Consider the following 24,868-nt stretch of genomic DNA (forward strand, 5'->3'; position numbering starts at 1 on the left):
CCAAAGCACGTTCTTTAGTTTGTTTTAAAACTGCCCCGTGCTTATTTTAAGTATATGATACCATTACTAAATCGCAACATGACACAATTTAGGATACACTTAATAAGGTACTTTGATCGTCAATTGCTCCATCTTTGGGATAGCCAAAGGGTATTACTTATCAGGGCTATGCAGTTGACTAACCCAACCACTATATATAGTATTCGGCCACATGAATATCTACCCCAAAAATGTGGTTGAACTGATGGATCTTTTTCCAACTGAAGAAGCTTGTTTAGAATATTTAAGCCTTATTCGTTGGCCTGATGGCTATGTGTGCATGCGTTGCGATGGAAAGGATGTTTGTAAAATGAGCAGCGGGTTATACCGTTGCCAAACGTGTCGGTATGCCGGATCAGTCATTTCTGGAACGCTTTTTCAAGATACACACAAACCTCTTCGGCTATGGTTTCAAGCCATCTGGTATGTAGTGAGCCAAAAAAACGGCGTTAGTGCACTTGGGCTGCAGAAGGCACTTGGACTGGGTAGTTATCACACGGCTTGGGAGTGGTTACATAAACTTCGTAGAGCTATGGTGCGGCCTGGTCGTGATAAGTTGAGTGGTATTGTTGAAGTAAATGAAACCATGATTGGTGGCGAGCACGCAGGCACACGGGGTCGTGGTGCGGGCGGTAAAACATTAGTGTTGATAGCAGCAGAAGACACAGGCGGTGGCATTGGACGCATTAGGCTTTCTACTATCAGTGATGCATCCGGTGGCGTATTGACCGACACTATTCAGAAAATGGTTTCACTAGGCAGTACAATCCGAACAGATGGCTGGAGTGGATACAGTGGTTTGAGCAGTAACGGGTATACACATTTGTCGATTAGTAATAATAACGTGAAAGAGACCGATGCAATTCAGATTGCTCATCGTGTTGCGTCGTTACTTAAACGCTGGTTGGTTGGCACACACCATGGTGCTATTAACCACAAGAATTTACCCTACTACCTTGATGAATTTACGTTTCGATTTAATCGAAGGACATCCACATCAAGAGGTAAGCTTTTTTTGCGATTAATACAGCAGGCGCTTGAAATTGATCCAGTGCCAGCAAAATCGCTAAACACTATATGTAGTGGTTAGGTTAGTAAACTGCATAGCCCTGTTACTTATTTAAGGATATGTTCATGATGCCCGTTCGATTGTCTTTACTTCAGGTTTTTGCAGTAATCGTGTGTTCATACTCAGCTATGACCAACGCATTGAATGTAGACCTTATTGAAACAAGCCCTAAAGCTCCTGCGGTGTTACATCAGTATGAAGCCCTCTATGTACTTATCCATTATAAAAGCGATCAGCCATTACGTTTTCAGGCTATGGGAAAAAATCTAAACCAAAAGATAAATAAAGGGGTAAGACTCAATCCCTCGCAAGCCTATCCTTCCGGTGAAGGTAATGCAATTGCCTGGGTGGCCTATGAAAAATCAACCTATATTGATACGGTAATTGTGACTGTATATGATGCCAATTGGAAAGAACTACAAACTAAATCAATGCTGCTCTCAGCAATCTGGCAAGAAGGGACTACTGGCCAAACTCATTCCCATGCAGCTTGGGTAAAACGACTAAATCAGCAACAACAAGCCAGCGTAGGGAAGCAAGAGCCTCTTTCTATGTGGGATATGATCTTCGTCCAATTGCTCTTTCTTTCTATTCCACTTTATTGGATTTTACAAATCATACTCATTTTTAAATGGTCTGATGGATGGAGAAAGATAGTTTATCTTCCTTTATTGGTAAGCATACCATTACTTTTTTATACCCTGTATGCATTGTATGCTGGCTCCAACTTATGGCCTTTAATGATGCTGTTTATTACCCCATTCACCCTTTTGTTTTTGCTAATTCTTATAGGTATAAAAAACTCCCGCAGATAAACTATTTTTATCTGCGGTTGCTGTTTAATTATTGATGTTTACTTTATAGTACACCTAAAATGCACGGGCTATATTCGAACTACTTTTTGTCTGTAGGATTTCTCTTTGCATTTCCGTCATTTTTTCCATGTATAATTTTTCTTTGCTCTTTTCGCTATTGCCGCATAATGCTTTCTCTTCTGGAGTCATTCTAAGGAGAAGCTGTATGTAATCGCCAGCAGCTGATTTCGTTTGATCTGAATAGGTAGTGGATAACGTTCCCCTGATAACCAAGTCAAGAAGTTTTGGATTAACCTGTTTTTTCCTGATTAATGAATGTTGTAATAAAGAGGAATTTTTATGTTCAGCTTGCTGCTTTAAATTGGTTAAAACATCTTGCATCATTTTTAGAAAAAAAGTTAATCCTTCAACAGGGTTTATTTTTCCTATAGAAACATCAGCCAGGATTTCCAGACATTTTTGTCTGCATGCTAACTCTAATATATCATCCAAAGCATTGATAAATGGAGGCAACTCAACGGTTGAATTAAGGCTGTCCATAAGATGAGTACCACTCAGTAAGCTTTTATTTTTTTCTTTGCCCATAGTATTTTGATAAATAGTTTTATCAAGTAATGAGGGAGTAAAACTACTATGACAAGCCTCAGTAATATTTGTAAATCCCTTGGTATTGCGTCCCCTGCCGTGTTGTAAATCCGTGTGACCGAATGTCGGTAAAAATCCGGTATTATAATAGGCGATTAGGGTGTAAAAAAATAAATCGACCCGGCGATTTGCATGTTCGATGACGTATTTTGCGGACATATTAAGAAGCTCAGATTGATTATTCTGATTTTTTGCTAATTGGTCTGTTGGATATGGTAAAGCGAGAGCAAAGCTGTAATTTCTTTTATAATCTGAACGCCTGCGTTTTTTATAACTAAACTGTTTGTACTCTTCCAATTTTAGTTGCGCAAATGATTGAGTTTGATGTGCTCGACCAGCTAAAGGATTTGAGGAATTTTTTTTGCTCTCAGTGGTGTCATGGGTCACGATTACTAGCCCACCCTCTGGCCACTCAAAGTAGCCCACTTAGGGTAAATTTTTTTAACTCACTTGTCATCTACTAAATTAAATTTCGGTATAAATTTTTTCCTGTATGACTCCCCATCAAGAACAATTCGATAAGCTTTATTTACGATACGATCTAATGCTGCGTTTGCCATAACCGGATCATAAAATAGCTCCATCCATCCTTCTATTTTACGGTTAGTAGTTATAATTAGCATAGAGTTTACATGGATAGCTGCTATTAAATCATACAGATCAGTGGACTGTTCTGGCGATAATGCTTTCAGCCCGAAGTCATCTAAAATAAGCACATCGTATCGTGAGTAACGTTTAAAAAGCGCAGTCCATGTTTCATCCGCTCTTGCTTGGTGGAACTGATTTAACAGTTCATTCGCTCTTATAAAGCAGACTTTTTTATGTCGTTGACATGCCATTAGACCCAGGGCTTGAGCCAGGTGAGTCTTTCCGGTGCCAACAGGTCCCATGATGATGACATGGTTTTTTTCTTTGATAAACTTCCCTGTCATCAGGGTGCGGATGGCTTGTGTGACTTGTGTTGAATATCGAGCCAGTTCAAAATTTTCAAAACACTGAGGCTCCTCAAATCGAGCTTGCCTTACACGCCCAGCAAGCAATTTTTGTTGACGAGCCTCATCCTCATCCTGAAACAACATTGAGAGCAACTCTTCATAAGAGCGATAGTGTCGCTAAGCTCGTGATTGATTTTAGCCATCCATGGCTGAAATCGACTCGCAAACGCGACAAGTATGCCTCCGGCGGCCCTGGCCGTCCTGTGTCCGCTTGTTTTTTCACCCCATTCGGGGTTCAAAAACAACGCTACCCCAATGACTGACGCCTTTTCGGATGCCTTATATTTTGCCTGCGGCAAAACATCCGGCTCTAAGGCTACCAGGGACTACCAGCCTCGCTCGTTCCTCGCTTCCTTGGCTGGCAGCGAGGGACGCTGCGCGAGCCTGTTCTACTCTTGCTAGCAGTGTGTCTGGGATCCCTGTCAAACGTAGTTTTTTTGCAAGCTCTAACATATTGATATCACTCATAATGAGCCTCCATCGTTGAGCTGTAATCACTTGCTGCGCGAATATAGGCAAAGTTCTCATGATTGGCCGAGCGCTTAGTGGAGAATGTTCTCGTGTCTTTTTTATCCAGGCCTTCCGTGAGGATTTTTTTCAATGATTGATGAGTATAATTATCAAATAAAATCGCGCGTAAACATGCATTTTCAAGGCGCTCATTACCGTATTCCTCAACCAAGCGGATGATAGCCTGGGCTTTTCTTAAGCTCGTTCTAGAGCCTTCAGCCAGTACCTTTGTGACCATTTCCTCCGTTGCCTGACCAATTGCTTTGGCCGCTTCAATACAAACGCCAGCAGTATTTTCTAAGTAATACTTTGCAGAATTATGGTAGTCATTGGGATCCGTTTCCCACTGTCCACGCCCGTAGTTACGAATATGGGTCTTAATCAAAGCATGATTCACATAGGCCTGAACGGTCTTCAAGCCAACTCTAATTTTAACCTTTGTCCCGATATGTATCGTTGGCACAGAATAAAAATTACCAGCAACAACAAAATGATGGTCACGATGAACTTGAGCATCCATCCAAATGGGCATATCAAAAGCGCCTGCTGGCAGTGGGTTTAATAAATTAAATTCTTCATTTTTAAATACGTCAATTGGCTTTTCACCAGTGGTACTGCAGATGACGTGCGATACCTTATTAGCGCACCAATCACGTGCAAAGGCGTTCATCGAGGCCAAATCATCATAGGTTATCCCCGCGATAACCTGTTCTTTTACCAATTGAACACTACGCTCAACCTTCCCCTTGTGCTCGGGCGTTCGAGCCTTCGCCGGATCGGCTATAAAGTCATAAAAGCGAGATAACTCTGCATAGGTTTCATTGACCGTTGGATCATAAATATGTGCTTTAATAATTCCCGATTTCAAATTGTCTAAAAGAATGCAGTTGGGCACGCCTCCAAAAAAATGAAAGGCATTGATATGGCTTTGCGCCCATGATTGCTGATTTTGAGAATGTACAAACTCAACATATCGATACCGACTATGTGATAACGTCATAATAAAAGCGTATGTTTTTTTATTATTGATAAACCCAACAAACGCATAGTCAACTTGTGCTTCATGCCCAGGCTTTGTTAACAAATGTACCGTAGCCTTAGGCAACGAGGGGAAATGACGTTCAATATAACGACTAAGACTTCTTCGACTGCTAACAAGACCATTATCGCTTAAAATTCGGTGTATCTGCATATGGGTAATCCACTTCTCAGTGAGGAGTGATGCTATTTTTTCGTGATGCGCCTCAAGTTCTTTTTCTGATTTATTGGGTCTGTTGTTGGCTGTAGTATTAACGATTTTATTATGTATCTGCAAAGCGATAACTTCGAGCTCATCATTGGAAATATCCTCCTGATAACCCAAATCCTTGGCCATTGAAACGTACTTGCGTATGCTCATTCGTGAAACGCTTAGAGACTTTTCAATATTGCGTTGAGTCATCCCTTTTTTGTGCTGATATAGCACCTCTCTAATTTCTGCCATTGTTTTAATCCTCATCTCATAACAAATCCGTTAGTTATTGGTAATGACCAAACTAACACTGTTTATTTGCTACTCAAAGTGGGACTCAGAGATGGCCATGGAGTGGGCCATTAATCGTGGCCAAACCCGACCTTTAGTGGGCTAGTAATCGTGGCCCATGACAAGTGGTTATTGTTGATGTTGTTTTTCTTGCTACTGGTAAAAAAGGAGTGTGATGTACAGTAGAAACGGGCACTTGAGAGTTTAATCTTGGCCTTCTAGAAATCGTAAACATTCGCATCATGGTTTTCTCCTTGAAATTGCCATTATGTCCGGTAGACTCCCAACCGCTTTCACGGTCTTTTCTCCATGAACAGACCTTAATTTATAAAATATTCTGATTTAACCTCTCTGCTTTTGATGAAGTGTAGTGTCTTATTACAGTACATAGTTATCTTGCACAATTCAAATCTTAAATTATTTCCACGTAAAATCGCTGCCAGGTCCTGATAGGTTTGCTACACCTAATCATGGTTTCCGAATCGTTTCGTTATCCTGAGCCGGACTAAAAAATGCGCCCCACCAAGCAAATGGGGATCAGCAATAAAACAAGCCTATTCGTTAATCACGCACTTTTTAATGGGGAATTTTGCAGTGGTAAACCATATTTTTCTTTATAAGCTACAATAAAAAATCCGGTAATTCCCAGGGCTAAGGTGGCTGGAATAACTCCGATTCCATATACAAAAGCTTGAGTTACCTCGGTACCGCCATTGGTATTAATTATAAATCCAATTACTGTATGGAATGCATAACCAAAACTCATGATAATCATGTTGGCAATCGCTGTGGTAAGCCCAGCGAGATTCTCGGGCACGTAACTAGATACCTTATAAATGGCCAAGATCTGATAGGCACAACATACCCCAACTAAAACAAAGCTTATTGTGATACTGGTGACCGTTAGTACCCCTGCAACAAGAGCAAGAAAAGTTAAAAACATTATTGCTCCCGCAGCAATGATAGTGCCAAAATAATATCCTGTTTTTTCGGCAATCAAGCTTAAAATAGGAGAGCCAAAGCACATTCCTATAAAAATCATTGAAGGGAGATAATTTGCTGTAGTTACATTAAAACCATAAGCCTGCTTTAAAAAACCAGATCCCCATACATCAGAAAATCCTTCAAGCGGCCCAAGCATCAGTCCTGAAAAACAGCACAGCAACATTACCTTGCGGTGAGTAAAAACCGTTTTGATGTTTGCTATAACGGAAGCGTGAGGAGCAGGTTCTGCTTCTGGAACAATAAAATAAGTGATTCCAGCAAGCATTAGACCAACAACAACAAAAAGTTCTACGACTACTTTGTAACCCAATACATGACACAGATAACTTACAGGACCTCCGCCATATACAGCCCCTAGAAGTCCAATCATGACCGAAAGACTGAGCATTCGGGGAAAGTGCTGTTCTCTAAAAGTCATACGAATTATTTTAAACAAACCTAAAATTGCAGCAGAAGAACCAATACCTATAAGTAGCCTGCCAACAAGGGGGTATATCCAATGCTCAGCAAAAATGATAGGTAATAGACCAACTACCGTCAGCAAAATACATCCTGTCATTATTTTTCTTGGGCCAAAGCGATCGAGCATTATCCCAATAGGCAAATGCATCAGGGAATAACCAAGATAATATACACCTGAAAATTGTCCAAACACAGCTGCATCAATCTGAAATTGTTGCGTAATATCAGTCATCATAATGCTTGGCATAACTCGTAACACATACTGATAGGCATAGAATATAGATACAATTATCCATACAAACCAGGCACCGATTCGTGAAGCAGTCATAGTTATCCTTAAAGCAAGCGCTCAATATACTCATAGTGAGCAAGACATGAACAGAAAAGCATTTTAGCTTATTTTAAGTGAAATTATATTGCGAATTTAGCAATAAAACCGCTTATTATTAAATTAGAATTCTAATAAATTATTATTTTTTGGTGGAAAATGCTACTATTAAATAAATGTGTATTATTTTTTGATTAGAGCCATGGATCGTACCGACAAGAAGTTACTTGAACATTTACAATCAAATAGCCAAATAAGCAATCAGGAATTAGCTGACTTGGTGGCACTATCTCCCTCGCCCTGCCTTCGTCGCGTCAAACTGTTGGAAGACAACGGCTATATAAAAAAACAGGTGGCACTCCTTGATCCAGAGAAAATAGGATTAAAACTAACCGTAATTGTTTTAGTAGGATTAAACAGTCACCAACCTACGGTCATGAGTGAGTTTGAGGAACGAGTTCGTTTTCTTCCTGAAGTGATTCAATGCTACTTGATAACTGGCCAATCAGCCGATTATCTGTTAAAAATAATTGTACCTGATTTGAATGCCTACCAATCATTTTTATTGGGTAAGCTAACCTGTATCAACAGCGTGGACACAGTGCATTCAAGTTTTATATTGAGAACTATTTACGAAACAACAGCTCTTCCTCTGGATCATTTGGATTGAAGAGCACCCAACATTTGCCCTCATAGGTGCTAAAGGTGCTGGATCAGACCAAACCAGCCGTTCGGGCTGAGGAAGCGCTTAGCGCTGTATCGAGCCTTTATGGTCTCGCTGAGGCTTCGAGACGACGTAAACGTCTCCTCAGCACGAACGGCATAGATGAATTTTAAGCGACACAATCTTATAGAGCAAAAATCCCTTAACCTGCCCCAAACGATTTACCCAAAATTAAATTAATAAACATGACAATTTGTTAAAAATAAGAACTTAAATAATGGACATTATATTTTTAACATCTAAAATTTAATAGATACTTGGATTTTATTTTTAATATAATAAACGTTTTAATATAAATAATTCTTTAATCAATGGCTTATGTCAACTTGTAACTCTGGAGGAGTCACTGTGATGAGGCATTCCATTAAAACTTATATCTTGGTAATAATCACTTTATTTTCTATACCTGCTTTTGCAGAAAATACAATTTCCATCACAGTAAAAACAAATGAAAAATCAGCGTTCGCCATTGGGTATTTTGTAGGTGGAGAGGCCAAAGGAAGCATGGGCAAATCTTATTCCGGTAAAGGACCTAAAAATAAAAAATATTTATTTGGTTACAAAAAAAAATTTATTAATGGAAATAATGTCTATTGTGGTGCTCAAATTTTAACTCAGAACAGTGCGGTCACCTTAATCACGGAGGGTTCAAAATGCCATATTGCCATTAATTAGCTAACAGTTAATGACTATTTACCCGGTTAATTAGTGCTTTGTCGAACTTCATTTTTCCCAGCAGCCAAGGTCTTTGCAATGTCTTGTGTTAAATGATTTAAATTACTATTCATACTCCTAACCAAAGCCTCTATTGTTACAGCAGCTAGTTTCATATGATAAAACTTTTCATATTTTTTAATTACCTGGCCCTGATTTAAAATCATGTAGTTAGCACGTAAACTGCTATTGCCAAGTAAATCCACTTTGAATTCAGAAATTACAATCTTCAAAGTATAATCCGGTTTAAACTCAACATCCCAAGGCGCTTCCTCCAGTACAGCCCGTGGTAAAAGGGTAGTTAAATTCGTTTTTACTACACGCTTAATATTTTTATCTAACGATTCTGCCCACTGATGAAACTCCTCCAGCTGGACACGATTATAGCTGTTATAAATCATCAGTTGTGGTTTTTCCGTGAATGCTGGACTACGAATTGAATCAATACCTATCTTTAAGTAATTATATCGACTGACCGGAACTACTTTGGGCGGAACCGGATTTAACATATAAAACTGCGCCTGCTTACTCCGTCCACAAGCGCACAGAGCTAATCCTGCTGCCAGGATAATAATGAATTTATTTGTTTTCACCTTTTACCTCTTAATACTGACTCGGGATTACGTGATAAATAATCTGTTAAGTTCTGAGTAGAGGAAGCTGCGTCTGCAATTTTTTTCATGGTCAGATTAAAATAAACCAGCGTTCGCGGTAGGTACTCCTCTATACCAATTGCTAATCTATCCACATTTTCAGTCATTTCTTGCGTTGATTTGATTAGATCTTTGACCTCTTGAGAACTCACTAATTTCCTGATTGCTTCGAATGTCAACTTAGCTTCTTTTATTGAATCATCAAGGGTCGTGTCTTTATCAACCGTATTTCTGGTAGGAAAAATAGGATAACCATGAAACATTACTTGTTTTATTTGATGACGATCATTGTCTTTTACTAATTCTATTACTGCATTACCCGAAATAAAATTAGGTTTGGAGATTTGAGCAATATAACCATTGCTGATTAACAGGTGGATAGGATTTTGAGTAAATCCAAAGTTTTTTTCAACAAAAAATTCAACATATACAGGAATCATCACCTTATTCCGCGATCTATTTTCTGTAACCTCAATCAGTTTAACTTCTCCAATTTTAATCCCTCGATAGGTTACTGGCGTTGTTGAGTTTAAACCTTGTAGTGAACCTTTAAAAAACATCACATACATCTGGAGTTTGGAATGTACATATTCATAATAAAAAAACACAGATCCCATTAACATGAGAATAAATGCACCAACAACAAAAACACCAATTAATGTATAAGATTTCTCGGAACGCATTATATTCCCTATAAGTTTAAAAATTTGATTAATACACTACTTACGGTCAACCAAAGAGCTCCTCGAGTTAAGATACGCGAAACAGCTCTTCTCAAGGGTACATGCCGTGTAGCAACCTGGTAATAGTAATATCCTGCAGTAAAACTGACAATCGAACAATACACCAAAGTTTTAGCCACTGAAGTGATATAAAAAAATAGGGTGGTAGTACGTCCTATATCCAGTAAAAAAATTTGAGTGCTGATGTTTAGTAGGTGATGAAAGGTGATAAAAAGGATTAAATAAATCACCGCCATTAAATAAGTATGCAGGAGTAATCCCGTACTATTTACCCCAATAATGATGGGTAAAATATATTCAAGAATAACCTGTTGAGGGCTGCGTTGGAATTTGGTGATTTTGATACGAGCATTAATTATATTTAACGAAACCTGAACACATAAGACAAAACCAATTAATATAGGTAAAAAATCTTGTACCAAAAGAGTTTGTGCTACTGATAGCGCCTGATTTTGTAAGTGAAATTTACTAAAAATCTGGTAGCTATTAATCGCAATGGACATAGCCATTAATGCACTGATAATAATAAGCGGAACGGCTAAAGAAACACCTGAATAATACAATACTTTTAAAACATTCGGCCAGGAAATTGTTAAATGGCGGGTGATGATATTTTTAGAACTATGGCATAGATGGCCAATGAAACCAAAAAAAAAGGATATAGATTTTAAAAATCGTACAAAATGAAAACCTGTTTGTTTAAATACATACACTCAGTCTATTCCCTTATTCTTAATGATCCTTCGTTACACCATATCCAATAGGCAACGTTCGATTCCCAGCGCAACTCATTAGGATTTGTTGGTGTTCATCTTTAAAGCCCAATGCCAAAAATTACCCGTAGCATCGCGCAATACCAGCCCTGAGAATTCATAACGTCTCAACAGATCCAGGAAAATACTTTCCACAAATTCCGCTGCTTGCCTGCGGGATCCAGCAATCTCGCGCCAATTCTGGATCACTGGATCCCACGGTCAAGCCGCGGGTCGTCAGGGTTTACGATCTTTTCCAAGGCTATCTGGATAGTTCCAAGAATCCCTCAAAAATTTAATCATAACTCATTTTTTTTTAGTTAAACAGTCCTCACTCTGTATGTATCACCATCATTGATGCATCACCTACATGCAAACACGTCTTATACTTTGATGAAGAACCGTTTTTTAGTTATTGATCTGTGGCCCAGTTCTTTCATCCGCATTATCTTGTTTCATTTCTTCTAATGCTTTTTGCATTTTATCTTTAAAGATAGTTACTGCTTGTCCCGATTGAGAATACACTTTTTGCTGATTTTCTTTATGACCAAACTTATCTGAAGTCAATTTAGCTACATCCGCCACCAATGTATCTAATTGAGGACATTTTTCAAAACTCTTCTTATAACAGGAGTTTGAACTAAATTTCTCTGCTCCTTGTCCCATTTCTTTATCGGGGTTAAAGTGTTTTGATGAAGCAACTTTTATTGTTTCAGGACCAAATTTCATCTGAGGTGATTTATCCCCAATAATCATTAGTGCAGTCCACAGATATTCAAGTTGCTCTGAATTTTCACCGCGCAAAATGATCGGATTTTTAGGTGACGGAGGCTCTTTTAAACCAGCCAGTAACTGAGTCACCATTGCCACAGAATAAGCGACCCTGCCATTTGGATCAGTCGCAGGAGGAAAAGAGGTCACCGTCAACTTCACCTTTGGTTTTATCCCAATTTTATCAATTCCAGCAACGCGCTCTTCAATAAACCGGCCAACTACCTGGTTCTTCACAGCGACCGTATGTTCACGAAAATGATCCGGTTTAACTCGGTCAACCATTTGATACGGACGTGTATTATCCAACTCATAAACTTCTAAACAAGCCCCTTGCCCTGTTTTGCCACTACTGTCTAAATGATTATTTTTTGCCGCAATAGGGTAGTCGGTGTAAGACACTTTAAAGATTGAGGACAACTGCCTAAGGTCTTTTAAATCTTCTTTTGCTTGTTTTACATTTTGCAACATGCCTTGCTGATCAAGAAGATTTTTCTTGTCTTCATTTCCATTGAGCATATTTTGCACAGGCATATGGATGCGTAATTCTTCTTCTATACCCTGTAAATAACGCGCCAACAGTTTTTTATAATTGTTAACCTCATCCTTATAGTCCAATTTAGTCATATCAGGATCAGTGGGTAAACCCGCTAAAAATTCTTTTATTACGCAACGTTGGTTGTATAAATAAGGGACGATTATATCAACACTTTCAGCTAATTCTTTAAAGTGAGATTCTAATCTAATAGCATTTGTTTTAGCAGATTCCTGAAACGCCGGGTTTAGCCATACCATGGGCGTTCTACCTAAATCCTTTAATTCTTCACGTATGTCCTGTAGTGGTGCTATATTCTGCATTGGGCCTTTTAATGCTTCAAGATTGTGTTGCTCCAACTCCTTCCACACAGTAGGACTTTGTAAAATGTGGTGTCTTTGTTCATCACGAAATTCATCTAATTTATCTAAGCGAGAATGCGCTCTTTCAATAATTTTTCCAATCTCATGGCGATCATCAAGCAAAGCATGTACATTTTTGGAATCTAGTCGTCCAAACTCTATTTTCGCAAACAAGTCTTCTTTTTTGCGCGCTCTACCGATTAATTGCAGCAATTCATAGTCTCGGCTTTGATCTATTGCAACAATTAAAGCATCAAAAGCATCCTGTTGAGCCTGACTAGCGGCCCCTGAAAAAGGTTTTAACGAGGTTCTACTGGAAGTTGTTCCGTGAGGCGATAGAAGCTTTTTTCTTGGCTCTAATTGTTCTTCGTCAAACTCATCTTCTCCAAAAAATTTATCTAATCCAGGAGAGCCAAATCCCTCGAGTGGATTTCCTCCTGAAACTTGGTGAGGGGGTTTACCTAACACTTCAGGTGACTGTTCAACCTCCTCTTTTCGGTGAGGATTTTCCAATATAAATAAACGTTCTCCCGCAAGATTTCTAGCGTGGTTGAACAATAGTGGAGCTTCTTTTAAAATTTCAACATCAGCGCTATCCAAACCCAGCTTCAAAAGATCTTCAGGATTTTCAGCTTCAGTTATCGCCCTCACTCGGTCTATTCCACTATTTGCAATTTCTTTCTCTAGAACAAGAGCCACTTTTTGTTGAGCAACCAGTTTTAGAGTTTGTGTTAATTTTGCTAGTTGTTCATGTTTTTGTTGTAAGTCTTCATCTTTAGATCGAACAACTTGTTCAAGTTCTTTTTTTGCAATGCTTTGGCGCTCTAATTCGTTGGCAAATTCCGATGCCTTTGCCAGAGCAGCTTCTTCAAGCTGGGCAATCTTCGTGCTGCTGCTTCGCTCTAAGGAGCTGAGTTGTTCTGTTAACTGCCGAATCTCCTGCTGCAGTTCTTCGTTAGCCACCCCGCCTTCTTCCAGCGCTTTGACCTTCTCGTCCAGGGTCTTTTTCAGGCCGTCGATCTCGGAAGTAAACTTCAGGGTCTCTTTTTCCAACAGTTGCTCTGCAGCAACACGCTGGCGCTCTAATTCGTTGGCAAATTCCGATGCCTTTGCCAGAGCAGCTTCTTCAAGCTGGGCAATCTTCGTGCTGCTGCTTCGCTCTAAGGAGCTGAGTTGTTCTGTTAACTGCCGAATCTCCTGCTGCAGTTCTTCGTTAGCCACCCCGCCTTCTTCCAGCGCTTTGACCTTCTCGTCCAGGGTCTTTTTCAGGCCGTCGATCTCGGAAGTAAACTTCAGGGTCTCTTTTTCCAACAATTGCTCTGCAGCAACACGCTGGCGCTCTAATTCGTTGGCAAATTCCGATGCCTTTGCCAGAGCAGCTTCTTCAAGCTGGGCAATCTTCGTGCTGCTGCTTCGCTCTAAGGAGCTGAGTTGTTCTGTTAACTGCCGAATCTCCTGCTGCAGTTCTTCGTTAGCCACCCCGCCTTCTTCCAGCGCTTTGACCTTCTCGTCCAGGGTCTTTTTCAGGCCGTCGATCTCGGAAGTAAACTTCAGGGTCTCTTTTTCCAACAATTGCTCTGCAGCAACACGCTGGCGCTCTAATTCGTTGGCAAATTCCGATGCCTTTGCCAGAGCAGCTTCTTCAAGCTGGGCAATCTTCGTGCTGCTGCTTCGCTCTAAGGAGCTGAGTTGTTCTGTTAACTGCCGAATCTCCTGCTGCAGTTCTTCGTTAGCCACCCCGCCTTCTTCCAGCGCTTTGACCTTCTCGTCCAGGGTCTTTTTCAGGCCATCGATCTCGGAAGTAAACTTCAGGGTCTCTTTTTCCAACAATTGCTCTGCAGCAACACGCTGGCGCTCTAATTCGTTGGCAAATTCCGATGCCTTTGCCAGAGCAGCTTCTTCAAGCTGGGCAATCTTCGTGCTGCTGCTTCGCTCTAAGGAGCTGAGTTGTTCTGTTAACTGCCGAATCTCCTGCTGCAGTTCTTCGTTAGCCACCCCGCCTTCTTCCAGCGCTTTGACCTTCTCGTCCAGGGTCTTTTTCAGGCCATCGATCTCGGAAGTAAACTTCAGGGTCTCTTTTTCCAACAATTGCTCTGCAGCAACACGCTGGCGCTCTAATTCGTTGGCAAATTCCGATGCCTTTGCCAGAGCAGCTTCTTCAAGCTGGGCAATCTTCGTGCTGCTGCTTCGCTCTAAGGAGCTGAGTTGTTCTGTTAACTGCCGAATCTCCTGCTGCAGTTCTTCGTTAGCCACCCCGCCTTCTTCCAGCGCTTTGACCTTCTCGTCCAGGGTCTTTTTCAGGCCATCGATCTCGGAAGTAAACTTCAGGGTCTCTTTTTCCAACAATTGCTCTGCAGCAACACGCTGGCGCTCTAATTCGTTGGCAAATTCCGATGCCTTTGCCAGAGCAGCTTCTTCAAGCTGGGCAATCTTCGTGCTGCTGCTTCGCTCTAAGGAGCTGAGTTGTTCTGTTAACTGCCGAATCTCCTGCTGCAGTTCTTCGTTAGCCACCCCGCCTTCTTCCAGCGCTTTGACCTTCTCGTCCAGGGTCTTTTTCAGGCCATCGATCTCGGAAGTAAACTTCAGGGTCTCTTTTTCCAACAATTGCTCTGCAGCAACACGCTGGCGCTCTAATTCGTTGGCAAATTCCGATGCCTTTGCCAGAGCAGCTTCTTCAAGCTGGGCAATCTTCACGTTGCTGCTTTCTTCCAGAGTAGCCAGCTTTTCTTTTAACTGACGAATCTCCTGCTGCAGTTCTTCGTTAGCCACCCCGCCTTCTTCCAGCGCTTTGACCTTCTCGTCCAGGGTCTTTTTCAGGCCGTCGATCTCGGAAGTAAACTTCAGGGTCTCTTTTTCCAACAGTTGCTCTGCAGCAACACGCTGGCGCTCTAATTCGTTGGCAAATTCCGATGCCTTTGCCAGAGCAGCTTCTTCAAGCTGGGCAATCTTCGTGCTGCTGCTTCGCTCTAAGGAGCTGAGTTGTTCTGTTAACTGCCGAATCTCCTGCTGCAGTTCTTCGTTAGCCACCCCGCCTTCTTCCAGCGCTTTGACCTTCTCGTCCAGGGTCTTTTTCAGGCCATCGATCTCGGAAGTAAACTTCAGGGTCTCTTTTTCCAACAATTGCTCTGCAGCAACACGCTGGCGCTCTAATTCGTTGGCAAATTCCGATGCCTTTGCCAGAGCAGCTTCTTCAAGCTGGGCAATCTTCGTGCTGCTGCTTCGCTCTAAGGAGCTGAGTTGTTCTGTTAACTGCCGAATCTCCTGCTGCAGTTCTTCGTTAGCCACCCCGCCTTCTTCCAGCGCTTTGACCTTCTCGTCCAGGGTCTTTTTCAGGCCGTCGATCTCGGAAGTAAACTTCAGGGTCTCTTTTTCCAACAATTGCTCTGCAGCAACACGCTGGCGCTCTAATTCGTTGGCAAATTCCGATGCCTTTGCCAGAGCAGCTTCTTCAAGCTGGGCAATCTTCGTGCTGCTGCTTCGCTCTAAGGAGCTGAGTTGTTCTGTTAACTGCCGAATCTCCTGCTGCAGTTCTTCGTTAGCCACCCCGCCTTCTTCCAGCGCTTTGACCTTCTCGTCCAGGGTCTTTTTCAGGCCATCGATCTCGGAAGTAAACTTCAGGGTCTCTTTTTCCAACAATTGCTCTGCAGCAACACGCTGGCGCTCTAATTCGTTGGCAAATTCCGATGCCTTTGCCAGAGCAGCTTCTTCAAGCTGGGCAATCTTCGTGCTGCTGCTTCGCTCTAAGGAGCTGAGTTGTTCTGTTAACTGCCGAATCTCCTGCTGCAGTTCTTCGTTAGCCACCCCGCCTTCTTCCAGCGCTTTGACCTTCTCGTCCAGGGTCTTTTTCAGGCCGTCGATCTCGGAAGTAAACTTCAGGGTCTCTTTTTCCAACAATTGCTCTGCAGCAACACGCTGGCGCTCTAATTCGTTGGCAAATTCCGATGCCTTTGCCAGAGCAGCTTCTTCAAGCTGGGCAATCTTCGTGCTGCTGCTTCGCTCTAAGGAGCTGAGTTGTTCTGTTAACTGCCGAATCTCCTGCTGCAGTTCTTCGTTAGCCACCCCGCCTTCTTCCAGCGCTTTGACCTTCTCGTCCAGGGTCTTTTTCAGGCCGTCGATCTCGGAAGTAAACTTCAGGGTCTCTTTTTCCAACAATTGCTCTGCAGCAACACGCTGGCGCTCTAATTCGTTGGCAAATTCCGATGCCTTTGCCAGAGCAGCTTCTTCAAGCTGGGCAATCTTCGTGCTGCTGCTTCGCTCTAAGGAGCTGAGTTGTTCTGTTAACTGCCGAATCTCCTGCTGCAGTTCTTCGTTAGCCACCCCGCCTTCTTCCAGCGCTTTGACCTTCTCGTCCAGGGTCTTTTTCAGGCCATCGATCTCGGAAGTAAACTTCAGGGTCTCTTTTTCCAACAATTGCTCTGCAGCAACACGCTGGCGCTCTAATTCGTTGGCAAATTCCGATGCCTTTGCCAGAGCAGCTTCTTCAAGCTGGGCAATCTTCGTGCTGCTGCTTCGCTCTAAGGAGCTGAGTTGTTCTGTTAACTGCCGAATCTCCTGCTGCAGTTCTTCGTTAGCCACCCCGCCTTCTTCCAGCGCTTTGACCTTCTCGTCCAGGGTCTTTTTCAGGCCATCGATCTCGGAAGTAAACTTCAGGGTCTCTTTTTCCAACAATTGCTCTGCAGCAACACGCTGGCGCTCTAATTCGTTGGCAAATTCCGATGCCTTTGCCAGAGCAGCTTCTTCAAGCTGGGCAATCTTCGTGCTGCTGCTTCGCTCTAAGGAGCTGAGTTGTTCTGTTAACTGCCGAATCTCCTGCTGCAGTTCTTCGTTAGCCACCCCGCCTTCTTCCAGCGCTTTGACCTTCTCGTCCAGGGTCTTTTTCAGGCCGTCGATCTCGGAAGTAAACTTCAGGGTCTCTTTTTCCAACAGTTGCTCTGCAGCAACACGCTGGCGCTCTAATTCGTTGGCAAATTCCGATGCCTTTGCCAGAGCAGCTTCTTCAAGCTGGGCAATCTTCGTGCTGCTGCTTCGCTCTAAGGAGCTGAGTTGTTCTGTTAACTGCCGAATCTCCTGCTGCAGTTCTTCGTTAGCCACCCCGCCTTCTTCCAGCGCTTTGACCTTCTCGTCCAGGGTCTTTTTCAGGCCATCGATCTCGGAAGTAAACTTCAGGGTCTCTTTTTCCAACAATTGCTCTGCAGCAACACGCTGGCGCTCTAATTCGTTGGCAAATTCCGATGCCTTTGCCAGAGCAGCTTCTTCAAGCTGGGCAATCTTCGTGCTGCTGCTTCGCTCTAAGGAGCTGAGTTGTTCTGTTAACTGCCGAATCTCCTGCTGCAGTTCTTCGTTAGCCACCCCGCCTTCTTCCAGCGCTTTGACCTTCTCGTCCAGGGTCTTTTTCAGGCCGTCGATCTCGGAAGTAAACTTCAGGGTCTCTTTTTCCAACAGTTGCTCTGCAGCAACACGCTGGCGCTCTAATTCGTTGGCAAATTCCGATGCCTTTGCCAGAGCAGCTTCTTCAAGCTGGGCAATCTTCACGTTGCTGCTTTCTTCCAGAGTAGCCAGCTTTTCTTTTAACTGACGAATCTCTTCTTGCAGCTCTTTATTGCTTGCTCCACCTTCTTCCAAAGCCTTGCTCTTTTCTTCCAGTGTCTTTTTTAACTCATTAATATCGGAGGTATACTGCAGAATGGCCTTACGCAATTCTTCCTCTGCGATATCTCTTTGTCTCGCTAATTCTTTTTTGTGCTCTTCAGCAGTGCGGACAGACTCCTTTTGAAGTCCAACAATTTCTTCTTTAAGATCTTTAACAACATCACGCCCACTAGCAAATGCACTGATTAGAATATTAAGATCGCTACTTTGTCTTGCTACCTCTTGCATGACTTCAAGAGGTATTTCCAATGCGACTGATTTATCCATTTCAGCTTCTTGACTGAGAGACACCTCAGCTAATAATTTATTATAAAATATTTTTGCCGGCGAGAGTTCCTCCACATCGTTTGCTAGTTTTGCAAAAAGACCTTGCTTCAGATCAGTGGATAATTTGTCATTGTGTAACAAGTCTTCTAATGCGCCCTGACTGTGCACATTATTTGCTTTTTCAAGAAGCCATTTCTCGTTAACCAGCAAGGCAACGATGCGTGCTTTTTGTGCTTCTTCGGATTTAAAGTCTGGTGAAATTTCATCAAATAATTGATTCAAAATCTTGAATTGTTGAGATTCATTTTTTTCAAAATCCAGAAAATTTCTGATGGGATTAACTGGATGAGGATTACTCAATAAATGGACTAAAACGTTTTGAGGGTCAGCACAGTTTTTCTTAATTGCTGCCAGTAACTGAGTCAGAGTAGTAAGCTGGCCTTGTTCTAAAACATAATTAAATAAATTTTTACCATGCTCATCACTTTGGATAAACAGATTACTCCAGTCTTCCTGGGTTAACGAAACAGTCGTACCTAACTCAACAAGAGCCGCGACCCCTGCATAATTACCATTTCTTGCAGCAATCAGAACCGGATAAGCATGGGTACCAGCAGGTGGCGTTAATAAAAATTCTTTTGCTACTGAAGCCTTTTCTTTGAGATCTGCCCATGGAATAGCATCCAGATTTTTCTTATCATTCAAAAAAAGATGATACGGGGATGTTCCATCGGGGGGATAAGTCATTTTGAGAACTTGTTCCACATCAATCTGAACCGCAACATCATGATTTAATCTATTATATTTTGAAATAATTTGGTTAAATAATGCTTGATTACCTAGAACGGCACAAAGATGCAGAGCACTGTTAATAATGGGGTCATTCTTCTGGCCTTCAGGCAATAAATTTAAAATGGCCGCCAATTGATCCGTACTGTTATTACGAATGGCAATATGGAAACAATTCGTTGCCCATTTAACTTGCGGTGCTGTGTGAATATGATGTTCACCAGGACCGTATTCCTTTAACATTAATTCGAATATCTGTCTTTCAGTAGCGTCTGCTGTTTTTAATGTCTTAATCAGAGTGGAAAAAACATCCGTCATCCCTTGCTCTGCAGCGTAATGCAATAAACCGTCTTCTTGAACAAGATCTATAAATGCTTTATTAGGTTCCGTTATTTTTCCTAATAAACTGTTAACAATCTCTCCCTGGCCTTCCTTAATACATTCTCTAAATAGATGATGACAGGGTTTCTTTTCTCCAATAAATTTATCATTTAATTGATCTTCGCTAATCGCTAGATTTAAGATAGCAATGGCTTTTTCTTTATGTTGTTTGGTACTGGGATAAGTAGCGAGAATTTCAATGCGTTTTAATCCGCCTTCATGGGATAGTAAACTATCAGCTGTAAGGTTCTTTTTATCGTGTGCATTAAAAACTGTTTGTAACGTATCTGCCTTTAAAAGAGCTTCCTGGTATCCCAAATCATTGAGTTTTTCATAATTTTTAATGCACAGTTGAGCCGCTGCTAATTGTTGTTGCAGTTGCGTTTTTGTAAACCCTGTACCACTGGCAACTACTTTGTGCACCTTATTAAGTATATCATCAATGTCTTTGATAATCTTTTGTTCTGCACTATCTGGAATTTTAGATACTTCCATCGTTTGCAATTTTTCTTGTACCATTTGCAATCGACGATACAGATGTAATGGCTCACCTTCACGCTGATTCGAGGGAATGAACATTACCGCATTTTTTTTAGTATATGCTGCGCCTGTTTGTAAATCTTCTTCCGTAATGTCGTCCCCACCGCAGGCAAAAAATTGATTAAAATTATTCATAGAAGAAATTTTTAACCCTTGTGGTTTTCCGCCATCAACGTCTAAAACACCAGGAACAACATAATCAGAAACAGCACGTCCCTTAACCAGGATAAAATAGGCCTGACGATTACACACACCGAAGGTCATCGAAGTCAGTGCCCAATCATCCATGTAGGTATCATCAGTCTCTAAGACTGTATTCATGCCTGGATCAGGTATGCTGCCATCTTTGGGTATAAGGCTTCTCTCTTCACCCAAAACCTTGGGGCTGATATAGGGTAAGGTACCATTACGAGCACCATGCAAAATTTGCAAGGTTGGCTTAACCCCAAACGACTTATTATCTTCGTCTATTGTTACAAAACGTCCATTGGCATCGTTACATTCTTTTTCACCATTAGGATTAGTTGGAACAGCACCTTCAAACACCTCCGAAAAAATTGCAGCAGCAGTTGCACCAGACCCCTTATAAGTTTGTACAAATCCTCCGGTTGCCCAGTCAATGAACTTGACCTGATAACTGCCGTCTGAATTTCTTTTATAGAGAAAATTTTCCGGCTTGATGTCATTATGAGAAAAATGTAAAGCTTGAAATTTTTGCGCTTCATCAACGATAGCTTGAGATAACTCCAGAGTATCCTTTAAAGTTCCTATCAGCTCTCCCTCTATACGCGGATCCCGTTTTGAGGGATCATGATAGGCAATATCCGGTTTGGCAAAAAGATTTAATTTTTTATTTGCGGTATCCGCGAAAGTATCACCTTTCGCCCGCTCAGTTAAAATTTGGTATTGCTGAGGCGTATTACTTTTAGAAAACAGTAAGCCTGCTTTTCGCGGTTTATCACTTTCTATCCAATATTGCGTTCCTCCTGATAGAGTTCCTTTCTGGGCGTTTTCAGCTTTGGAAAGATTTTGTAACACATCACTTTCAATACGGTATAGCGGATCATCGCGTGCGGTTATGGGTCGAGTCCGAAGCTCATTACGACTCGCATCTTCAAACGTAGGGGTTTGATCCACAGTAGGAACATAACCTTTTTTAATTACCTGATTTAAACCCGACAATAAGCTTTCGACCTCTTTCACAGAGCCGTATTGTCCAACCCCAAGCAGCCTGCTATGAGTAAACAAACGACCTTTTTGTCCTTCCTCTCCAGCATAAGCTTTATCTAAACCTGCAAAAGGTGCAATTATCCCACGAGTACCACCGTAAGAAAAAATAAAATCACCACCAGGTGGTTTTACTAAAGAGTAAGGAAGCTTAACGCTGCCTAAATCAATCTCTACTGATTGAAGAAGCTTACCTTCTTGATTTAAAACGTTTATTGTTTGTCTGCCAGTGACTGAATGTTTTACTTTAAATTGCACATCGCCTATATCCTGGTCTATAGCCTTTGCGATTTGTTGTACGATAGAAAAATAGATTTCCTGTTCTGCATCTGATAGAGCGGGTTTACCTTCTCTGGTACGTTTTATTAAACGAACCATCTCTGTTGCCATACCCTTAATGTCCTCTTCCATGCGCTTGATATGGCTCGGTGTCAGTTCCAAGGTGGACGCCATAGCATGATATTCATCCAAAAAAATCTTTTCTACTTTTCCAGTAATGTCCTCTTTTGATTCAAAAGCTGCTTGTAATTCGTTTGACTTATCCAATCGTTCTTGTCTGGAAGCAGCTAAAACTTTTGATTTTTCAATTATTGGTTTGACCTGCTCGGTAGCCAACTCCGGATCAAGTTTGGAAAGTCTGGTGTACGCATCGGCTAAACTCGCCTCAAGTCCTGGAGTATCCAAAGCTTCCCTATAACGACCAGCATCTATATGCTTAAATGCAGCCTGAAGTCCTAACAGGGTAGGGCCATTCCATATTTTTTCAACACTCTTTTCGATAGAGATAAATCGTAATTCCAGTAATTTACGCAATAATAATTCATCAGTATTATCTAATTTTAATGAGCTAATCTGAGGATCTAATTGTGATAGTTTTGCAGAAGCCTCAATTAGGCTTGAGAGAAGTTGTGGAGTCCTTAATGCTTCTTCGGTCCGACCAAAGGCTAAGTGAGCCAATGCTGCATCGAGTGTTTGTAGAGTTGAGGATTTGAGTGCCCCTAGCTCGTCTTTAACTATCTTTTCCGAATAAATAGACTGTAATTCTTGCAAAGCACCTAATAATACCCCTCTACTGTTACGATCCGGCTTCAATTGGCTAAGTAAAGGATACTGGGTTATGTTAACCGTTTTTTTCAGATGATTGAATGCTTTTTGACTGGCTTCATTTTGTTTATCAGGTAATTCTAATTGATTAAGTTTTTTTTCAATCGCTGATAGAGATGAGCCTTGAATTGTTGTAGAAAAAATATTTTCAGTAACCGCTTTTTGTCCATAAAATTTATCCATCATAGGTATTACATCTCTACCAAAGCCTCCCTGACTACTAATAGTCTGGTATAAAGTCTTAACTAGCGCGTCATCCTCCATATTGAAATAATAGAGATTTACCTCTATTTCTCCATTAGGTAAAACCGTAGCCATAGGATGATTTACTTGCTCGGTAAGTATCTTTCTTATGTAATCTTTGATTGTTTCTTCTTTTGTAAACGGATCTATTTTACTACCGCTCGGAATGCCATGATCCTTGCGCTTTTTATATATCACTTCCAATATGTCTTGTAATTTTCTATAGGAAGGACTAGCGTGTTTATACTGTTTCTGAATTTGATGTCTTGCTTTAAAAGGTCTGTCTTCAATTTGTAAATAGCGTTGCTCCGCTAAACTTACAAAAGTCTCATCAGATACTTTACTTTTAGTAAATAATTCCACATCTCTAATATTCCTGGCCCAGAATAAATCCCGCGTCAAGTTACTTTCTGTTTTTTTGGCATATTCTCGACGATCTTCCTGGCCAAATCTTAAGGTATCAAACAGGGCTTTTCTGGCTTTCAGTGCATTAATTTTATCATCATTTTCCCAGCCCCCTGCTTTCTTTATATTAAATTTATCTTCCACCCCGGCTATTAAATCACCTATAGACTCGCCACTGACCGCTTTATAATTACTTAAGCCATCTATTACCGAGGACTCACCTACTTGAGGCAGTTTGGAATGTAAGTGGGCAATAAATGATTCTTGATATTTTTTGTATTGTGGCGCTTCGGCTACTGTATCTATTTTGTTGCAATCACGTCGGACGATCTCATACAACCCCATATGGACAAGTCGTTGACATTGGTTTCGTAATGCAATATTTTCTGGATTATCGTCATACATCAAAATAGCTTGGTTGACCATGTCTTGTATATTTGGAAGCAATAAAGTCTGTAGCTGAGCCTCTTGTTGGGCTGGATCAAGTTTGAATAATACTTCTGTGTATAATTGGGTCTGCAGTTTTTTAATATTAGTTGGTGCATCTGATAGGGTGTAAGCCAGATGGTTTATGTCGCGGAAGTTCTCGGCAAATGTTTTAATAAAAAGAGCAGGGTCTTCGATAATTGCTTCTGATTCTTCACTTTTTAAATGGTAATGCAGGGAAAATGCCTCTAGCTGAAGTTTTATTTCCTGGGCAATCTCATTTTGTTTTTTTTTGTAGAGTACCAGCTGATCCTGTGCAAATTGATTCTCAAGAATAGTCTGAGGCAGCTCAGACAGTTCTTTCTGAATAACTGCATGTTCGCTTTCCAACTCTTGATAGGCAAAAGCAATTAACGAATTTCTTAGAAGTTTTGCTGATTCACTGGAGAAATTAATGGCATTGATTCCATTAATAAATTTTTTGCAATATGCCATATCTTTTGACCCCACTATGGTCGTGTAATAATAGTTCACTACTGTCTTAATTTTAACCCTAAATTATTAAGGCAAAATTAATGATCTCTCTGATTATAGAACAATCATCCTGTATTAGAAAATTAGCCGTCCTGGTAATGGAACCAACCAACCAGACTATATCGTCAAAACTGGTTTTAAATAACAGAATGGGCCTAACCTCGCCGTTTTTTTCGATAGGAGCTATCTGAATCATCACTTTATATTCAACAAGACAAGCTATTTTACAGAGAACATCGAATCTTCGATTTTTTTCTGGTTTGAGCCAATCCAGATAGAACTAGAGCAAAATCCAACATCTACCAAGAAGTATATGCCCAAATAATAACATCCATGCCAATAAAAAACACTCTATTATCGTATCCTGTCAGAATCGCCGGGTAAGTGTCTGCCACTGAGTCCGGATTAATCCGAGCCGCGCGCGTCAGCAAGCGGAATTCTTTAAAAATATTCAAAATACCTATTGACACGGTTTTTCTGTAAAACTGATGTTTTTCCATATCAAACGTAAGTCATGCAATATGCATGCCCTAAGATCCCCAAGATCACAATGTAGCCCCTTTCACTAATAAAACATCTCCCTCCTGAGGTCAGATTTTTTCTTAGCCCTTAGTGGCGTTAAAACTCGAAAAATGCGTTCAAAAAAAGTCATGTTATGA

Annotated in this window: 14 protein-coding genes; 4 read left to right on the plus strand and 10 right to left on the minus strand. The window is 41.2% G+C overall.

Annotation, left to right across the window (positions count from 1 at the left end; translation table 11 throughout):
• Positions 1-211: 211 nt before the first annotated feature.
• Both HRS36_RS14765 and HRS36_RS14770 read left to right on the plus strand, forming a co-directional pair.
• A complete protein-coding gene (locus HRS36_RS14765) occupies positions 212-1,129 on the plus strand; it encodes an IS1595 family transposase (RefSeq protein ID WP_173235413.1) in 918 nt (305 codons plus the stop codon).
• Between the two features lie 44 nt (positions 1,130-1,173).
• On the plus strand, positions 1,174-1,923 hold the full coding sequence (locus HRS36_RS14770) for a hypothetical protein (RefSeq protein ID WP_173237882.1): 750 nt from the start codon (positions 1,174-1,176) through the stop codon (positions 1,921-1,923).
• A 54-nt stretch (positions 1,924-1,977) separates the two neighbouring features.
• Here the strand turns inward: HRS36_RS14770 and HRS36_RS14775 are convergent, their stop codons facing one another.
• From HRS36_RS14775 to HRS36_RS14800, 6 genes are all read right to left on the minus strand, one after another.
• Positions 1,978-2,955, minus strand: a complete 978-nt coding sequence (locus tag HRS36_RS14775; protein WP_173237883.1) for a hypothetical protein — start codon at positions 2,953-2,955, stop codon at positions 1,978-1,980.
• A gap of 59 nt (positions 2,956-3,014) precedes the next feature.
• Positions 3,015-3,647, minus strand: coding sequence for an IS21-like element helper ATPase IstB (gene istB, locus HRS36_RS14780; RefSeq protein WP_173237884.1), 633 nt, complete (start codon positions 3,645-3,647; stop codon positions 3,015-3,017).
• Positions 3,648-3,842: 195 nt separating this feature from the next.
• Positions 3,843-4,031 carry a hypothetical protein gene (locus HRS36_RS14785; protein ID WP_173237885.1) on the minus strand — a complete coding sequence of 63 codons (189 nt, stop codon included), beginning with the start codon at positions 4,029-4,031 and terminating at the stop codon, positions 3,843-3,845.
• Entirely contained in the window at positions 4,024-5,571 is a 1,548-nt protein-coding gene (gene istA / locus HRS36_RS14790) for an IS21 family transposase (protein WP_173235442.1), read from the minus strand. Before istA ends, HRS36_RS14785 begins: the two co-directional genes overlap by 8 nt.
• A 118-nt stretch (positions 5,572-5,689) precedes the next feature.
• Complete coding sequence (locus HRS36_RS14795; RefSeq protein WP_173237886.1) at positions 5,690-5,839, minus strand: hypothetical protein; 150 nt, start codon at positions 5,837-5,839, stop codon at positions 5,690-5,692.
• Between the two features lie 321 nt (positions 5,840-6,160).
• Positions 6,161-7,390: an MFS transporter gene (locus HRS36_RS14800; RefSeq protein ID WP_173237887.1), complete on the minus strand. Its 1,230-nt coding sequence runs from the start codon at positions 7,388-7,390 to the stop codon at positions 6,161-6,163.
• Positions 7,391-7,592: 202 nt separating this feature from the next.
• Between HRS36_RS14800 and HRS36_RS14805 the strand changes: the two genes are divergently transcribed.
• Complete coding sequence (locus HRS36_RS14805) at positions 7,593-8,060, plus strand: Lrp/AsnC family transcriptional regulator (RefSeq protein ID WP_173237888.1); 468 nt, start codon at positions 7,593-7,595, stop codon at positions 8,058-8,060.
• Between the two features lie 405 nt (positions 8,061-8,465).
• The gene (locus HRS36_RS14810) at positions 8,466-8,789 is read left to right on the plus strand and encodes a hypothetical protein (protein ID WP_173238546.1); all 324 of its coding nucleotides are present in this window, start codon (positions 8,466-8,468) and stop codon (positions 8,787-8,789) included.
• Between the two features lie 26 nt (positions 8,790-8,815).
• On the opposite strand, the gene HRS36_RS14815 is transcribed toward HRS36_RS14810, so the two are convergent.
• From HRS36_RS14815 to HRS36_RS14830, 4 genes are all read right to left on the minus strand, one after another.
• The gene (locus HRS36_RS14815; protein WP_226905490.1) at positions 8,816-9,421 is read right to left on the minus strand and encodes a PqiC family protein; all 606 of its coding nucleotides are present in this window, start codon (positions 9,419-9,421) and stop codon (positions 8,816-8,818) included.
• A complete protein-coding gene (locus HRS36_RS14820; RefSeq protein ID WP_226905491.1) occupies positions 9,418-10,164 on the minus strand; it encodes an MlaD family protein in 747 nt (248 codons plus the stop codon). The genes HRS36_RS14815 and HRS36_RS14820 overlap by 4 nt, the downstream gene beginning before the upstream one ends.
• Positions 10,165-10,172: 8 nt before the next feature.
• Positions 10,173-10,937: an ABC transporter permease gene (locus tag HRS36_RS14825; protein WP_226905492.1), complete on the minus strand. Its 765-nt coding sequence runs from the start codon at positions 10,935-10,937 to the stop codon at positions 10,173-10,175.
• A 447-nt stretch (positions 10,938-11,384) separates the two neighbouring features.
• Positions 11,385-24,209, minus strand: coding sequence for a hypothetical protein (locus tag HRS36_RS14830; protein ID WP_173237889.1), 12,825 nt, complete (start codon positions 24,207-24,209; stop codon positions 11,385-11,387).
• Between the last annotated feature and the right edge of the window lie 659 nt (positions 24,210-24,868).

The organism is Legionella antarctica, from assembly GCF_011764505.1.
In the GTDB taxonomy this organism is placed as follows: Bacteria; Pseudomonadota; Gammaproteobacteria; order Legionellales; family Legionellaceae; genus Legionella; species Legionella antarctica.

Bases quoted from the DNA above. Each gene is read 5' to 3' on its own strand.
- HRS36_RS14820 (WP_226905491.1), bottom strand. From the start codon at position 10,164: ATGCGTTCCGAGAAATCTTATACATTAATTGGTGTTTTTGTTGTTGGT.
- istA (WP_173235442.1), bottom strand. From the start codon at position 5,571: ATGAGGATTAAAACAATGGCAGAAATTAGAGAGGTGCTATATCAGCAC.
- HRS36_RS14770 (WP_173237882.1), top strand. From the start codon at position 1,174: ATGATGCCCGTTCGATTGTCTTTACTTCAGGTTTTTGCAGTAATCGTG.
- HRS36_RS14805 (WP_173237888.1), top strand. From the start codon at position 7,593: ATGGATCGTACCGACAAGAAGTTACTTGAACATTTACAATCAAATAGC.
- istB (WP_173237884.1), bottom strand. From the start codon at position 3,647: ATGTTGTTTCAGGATGAGGATGAGGCTCGTCAACAAAAATTGCTTGCT.
- HRS36_RS14795 (WP_173237886.1), bottom strand. From the start codon at position 5,839: ATGATGCGAATGTTTACGATTTCTAGAAGGCCAAGATTAAACTCTCAA.
- HRS36_RS14810 (WP_173238546.1), top strand. From the start codon at position 8,466: ATGAGGCATTCCATTAAAACTTATATCTTGGTAATAATCACTTTATTT.
- HRS36_RS14800 (WP_173237887.1), bottom strand. From the start codon at position 7,390: ATGACTGCTTCACGAATCGGTGCCTGGTTTGTATGGATAATTGTATCT.
- HRS36_RS14765 (WP_173235413.1), top strand. From the start codon at position 212: ATGAATATCTACCCCAAAAATGTGGTTGAACTGATGGATCTTTTTCCA.
- HRS36_RS14785 (WP_173237885.1), bottom strand. From the start codon at position 4,031: ATGAGTGATATCAATATGTTAGAGCTTGCAAAAAAACTACGTTTGACA.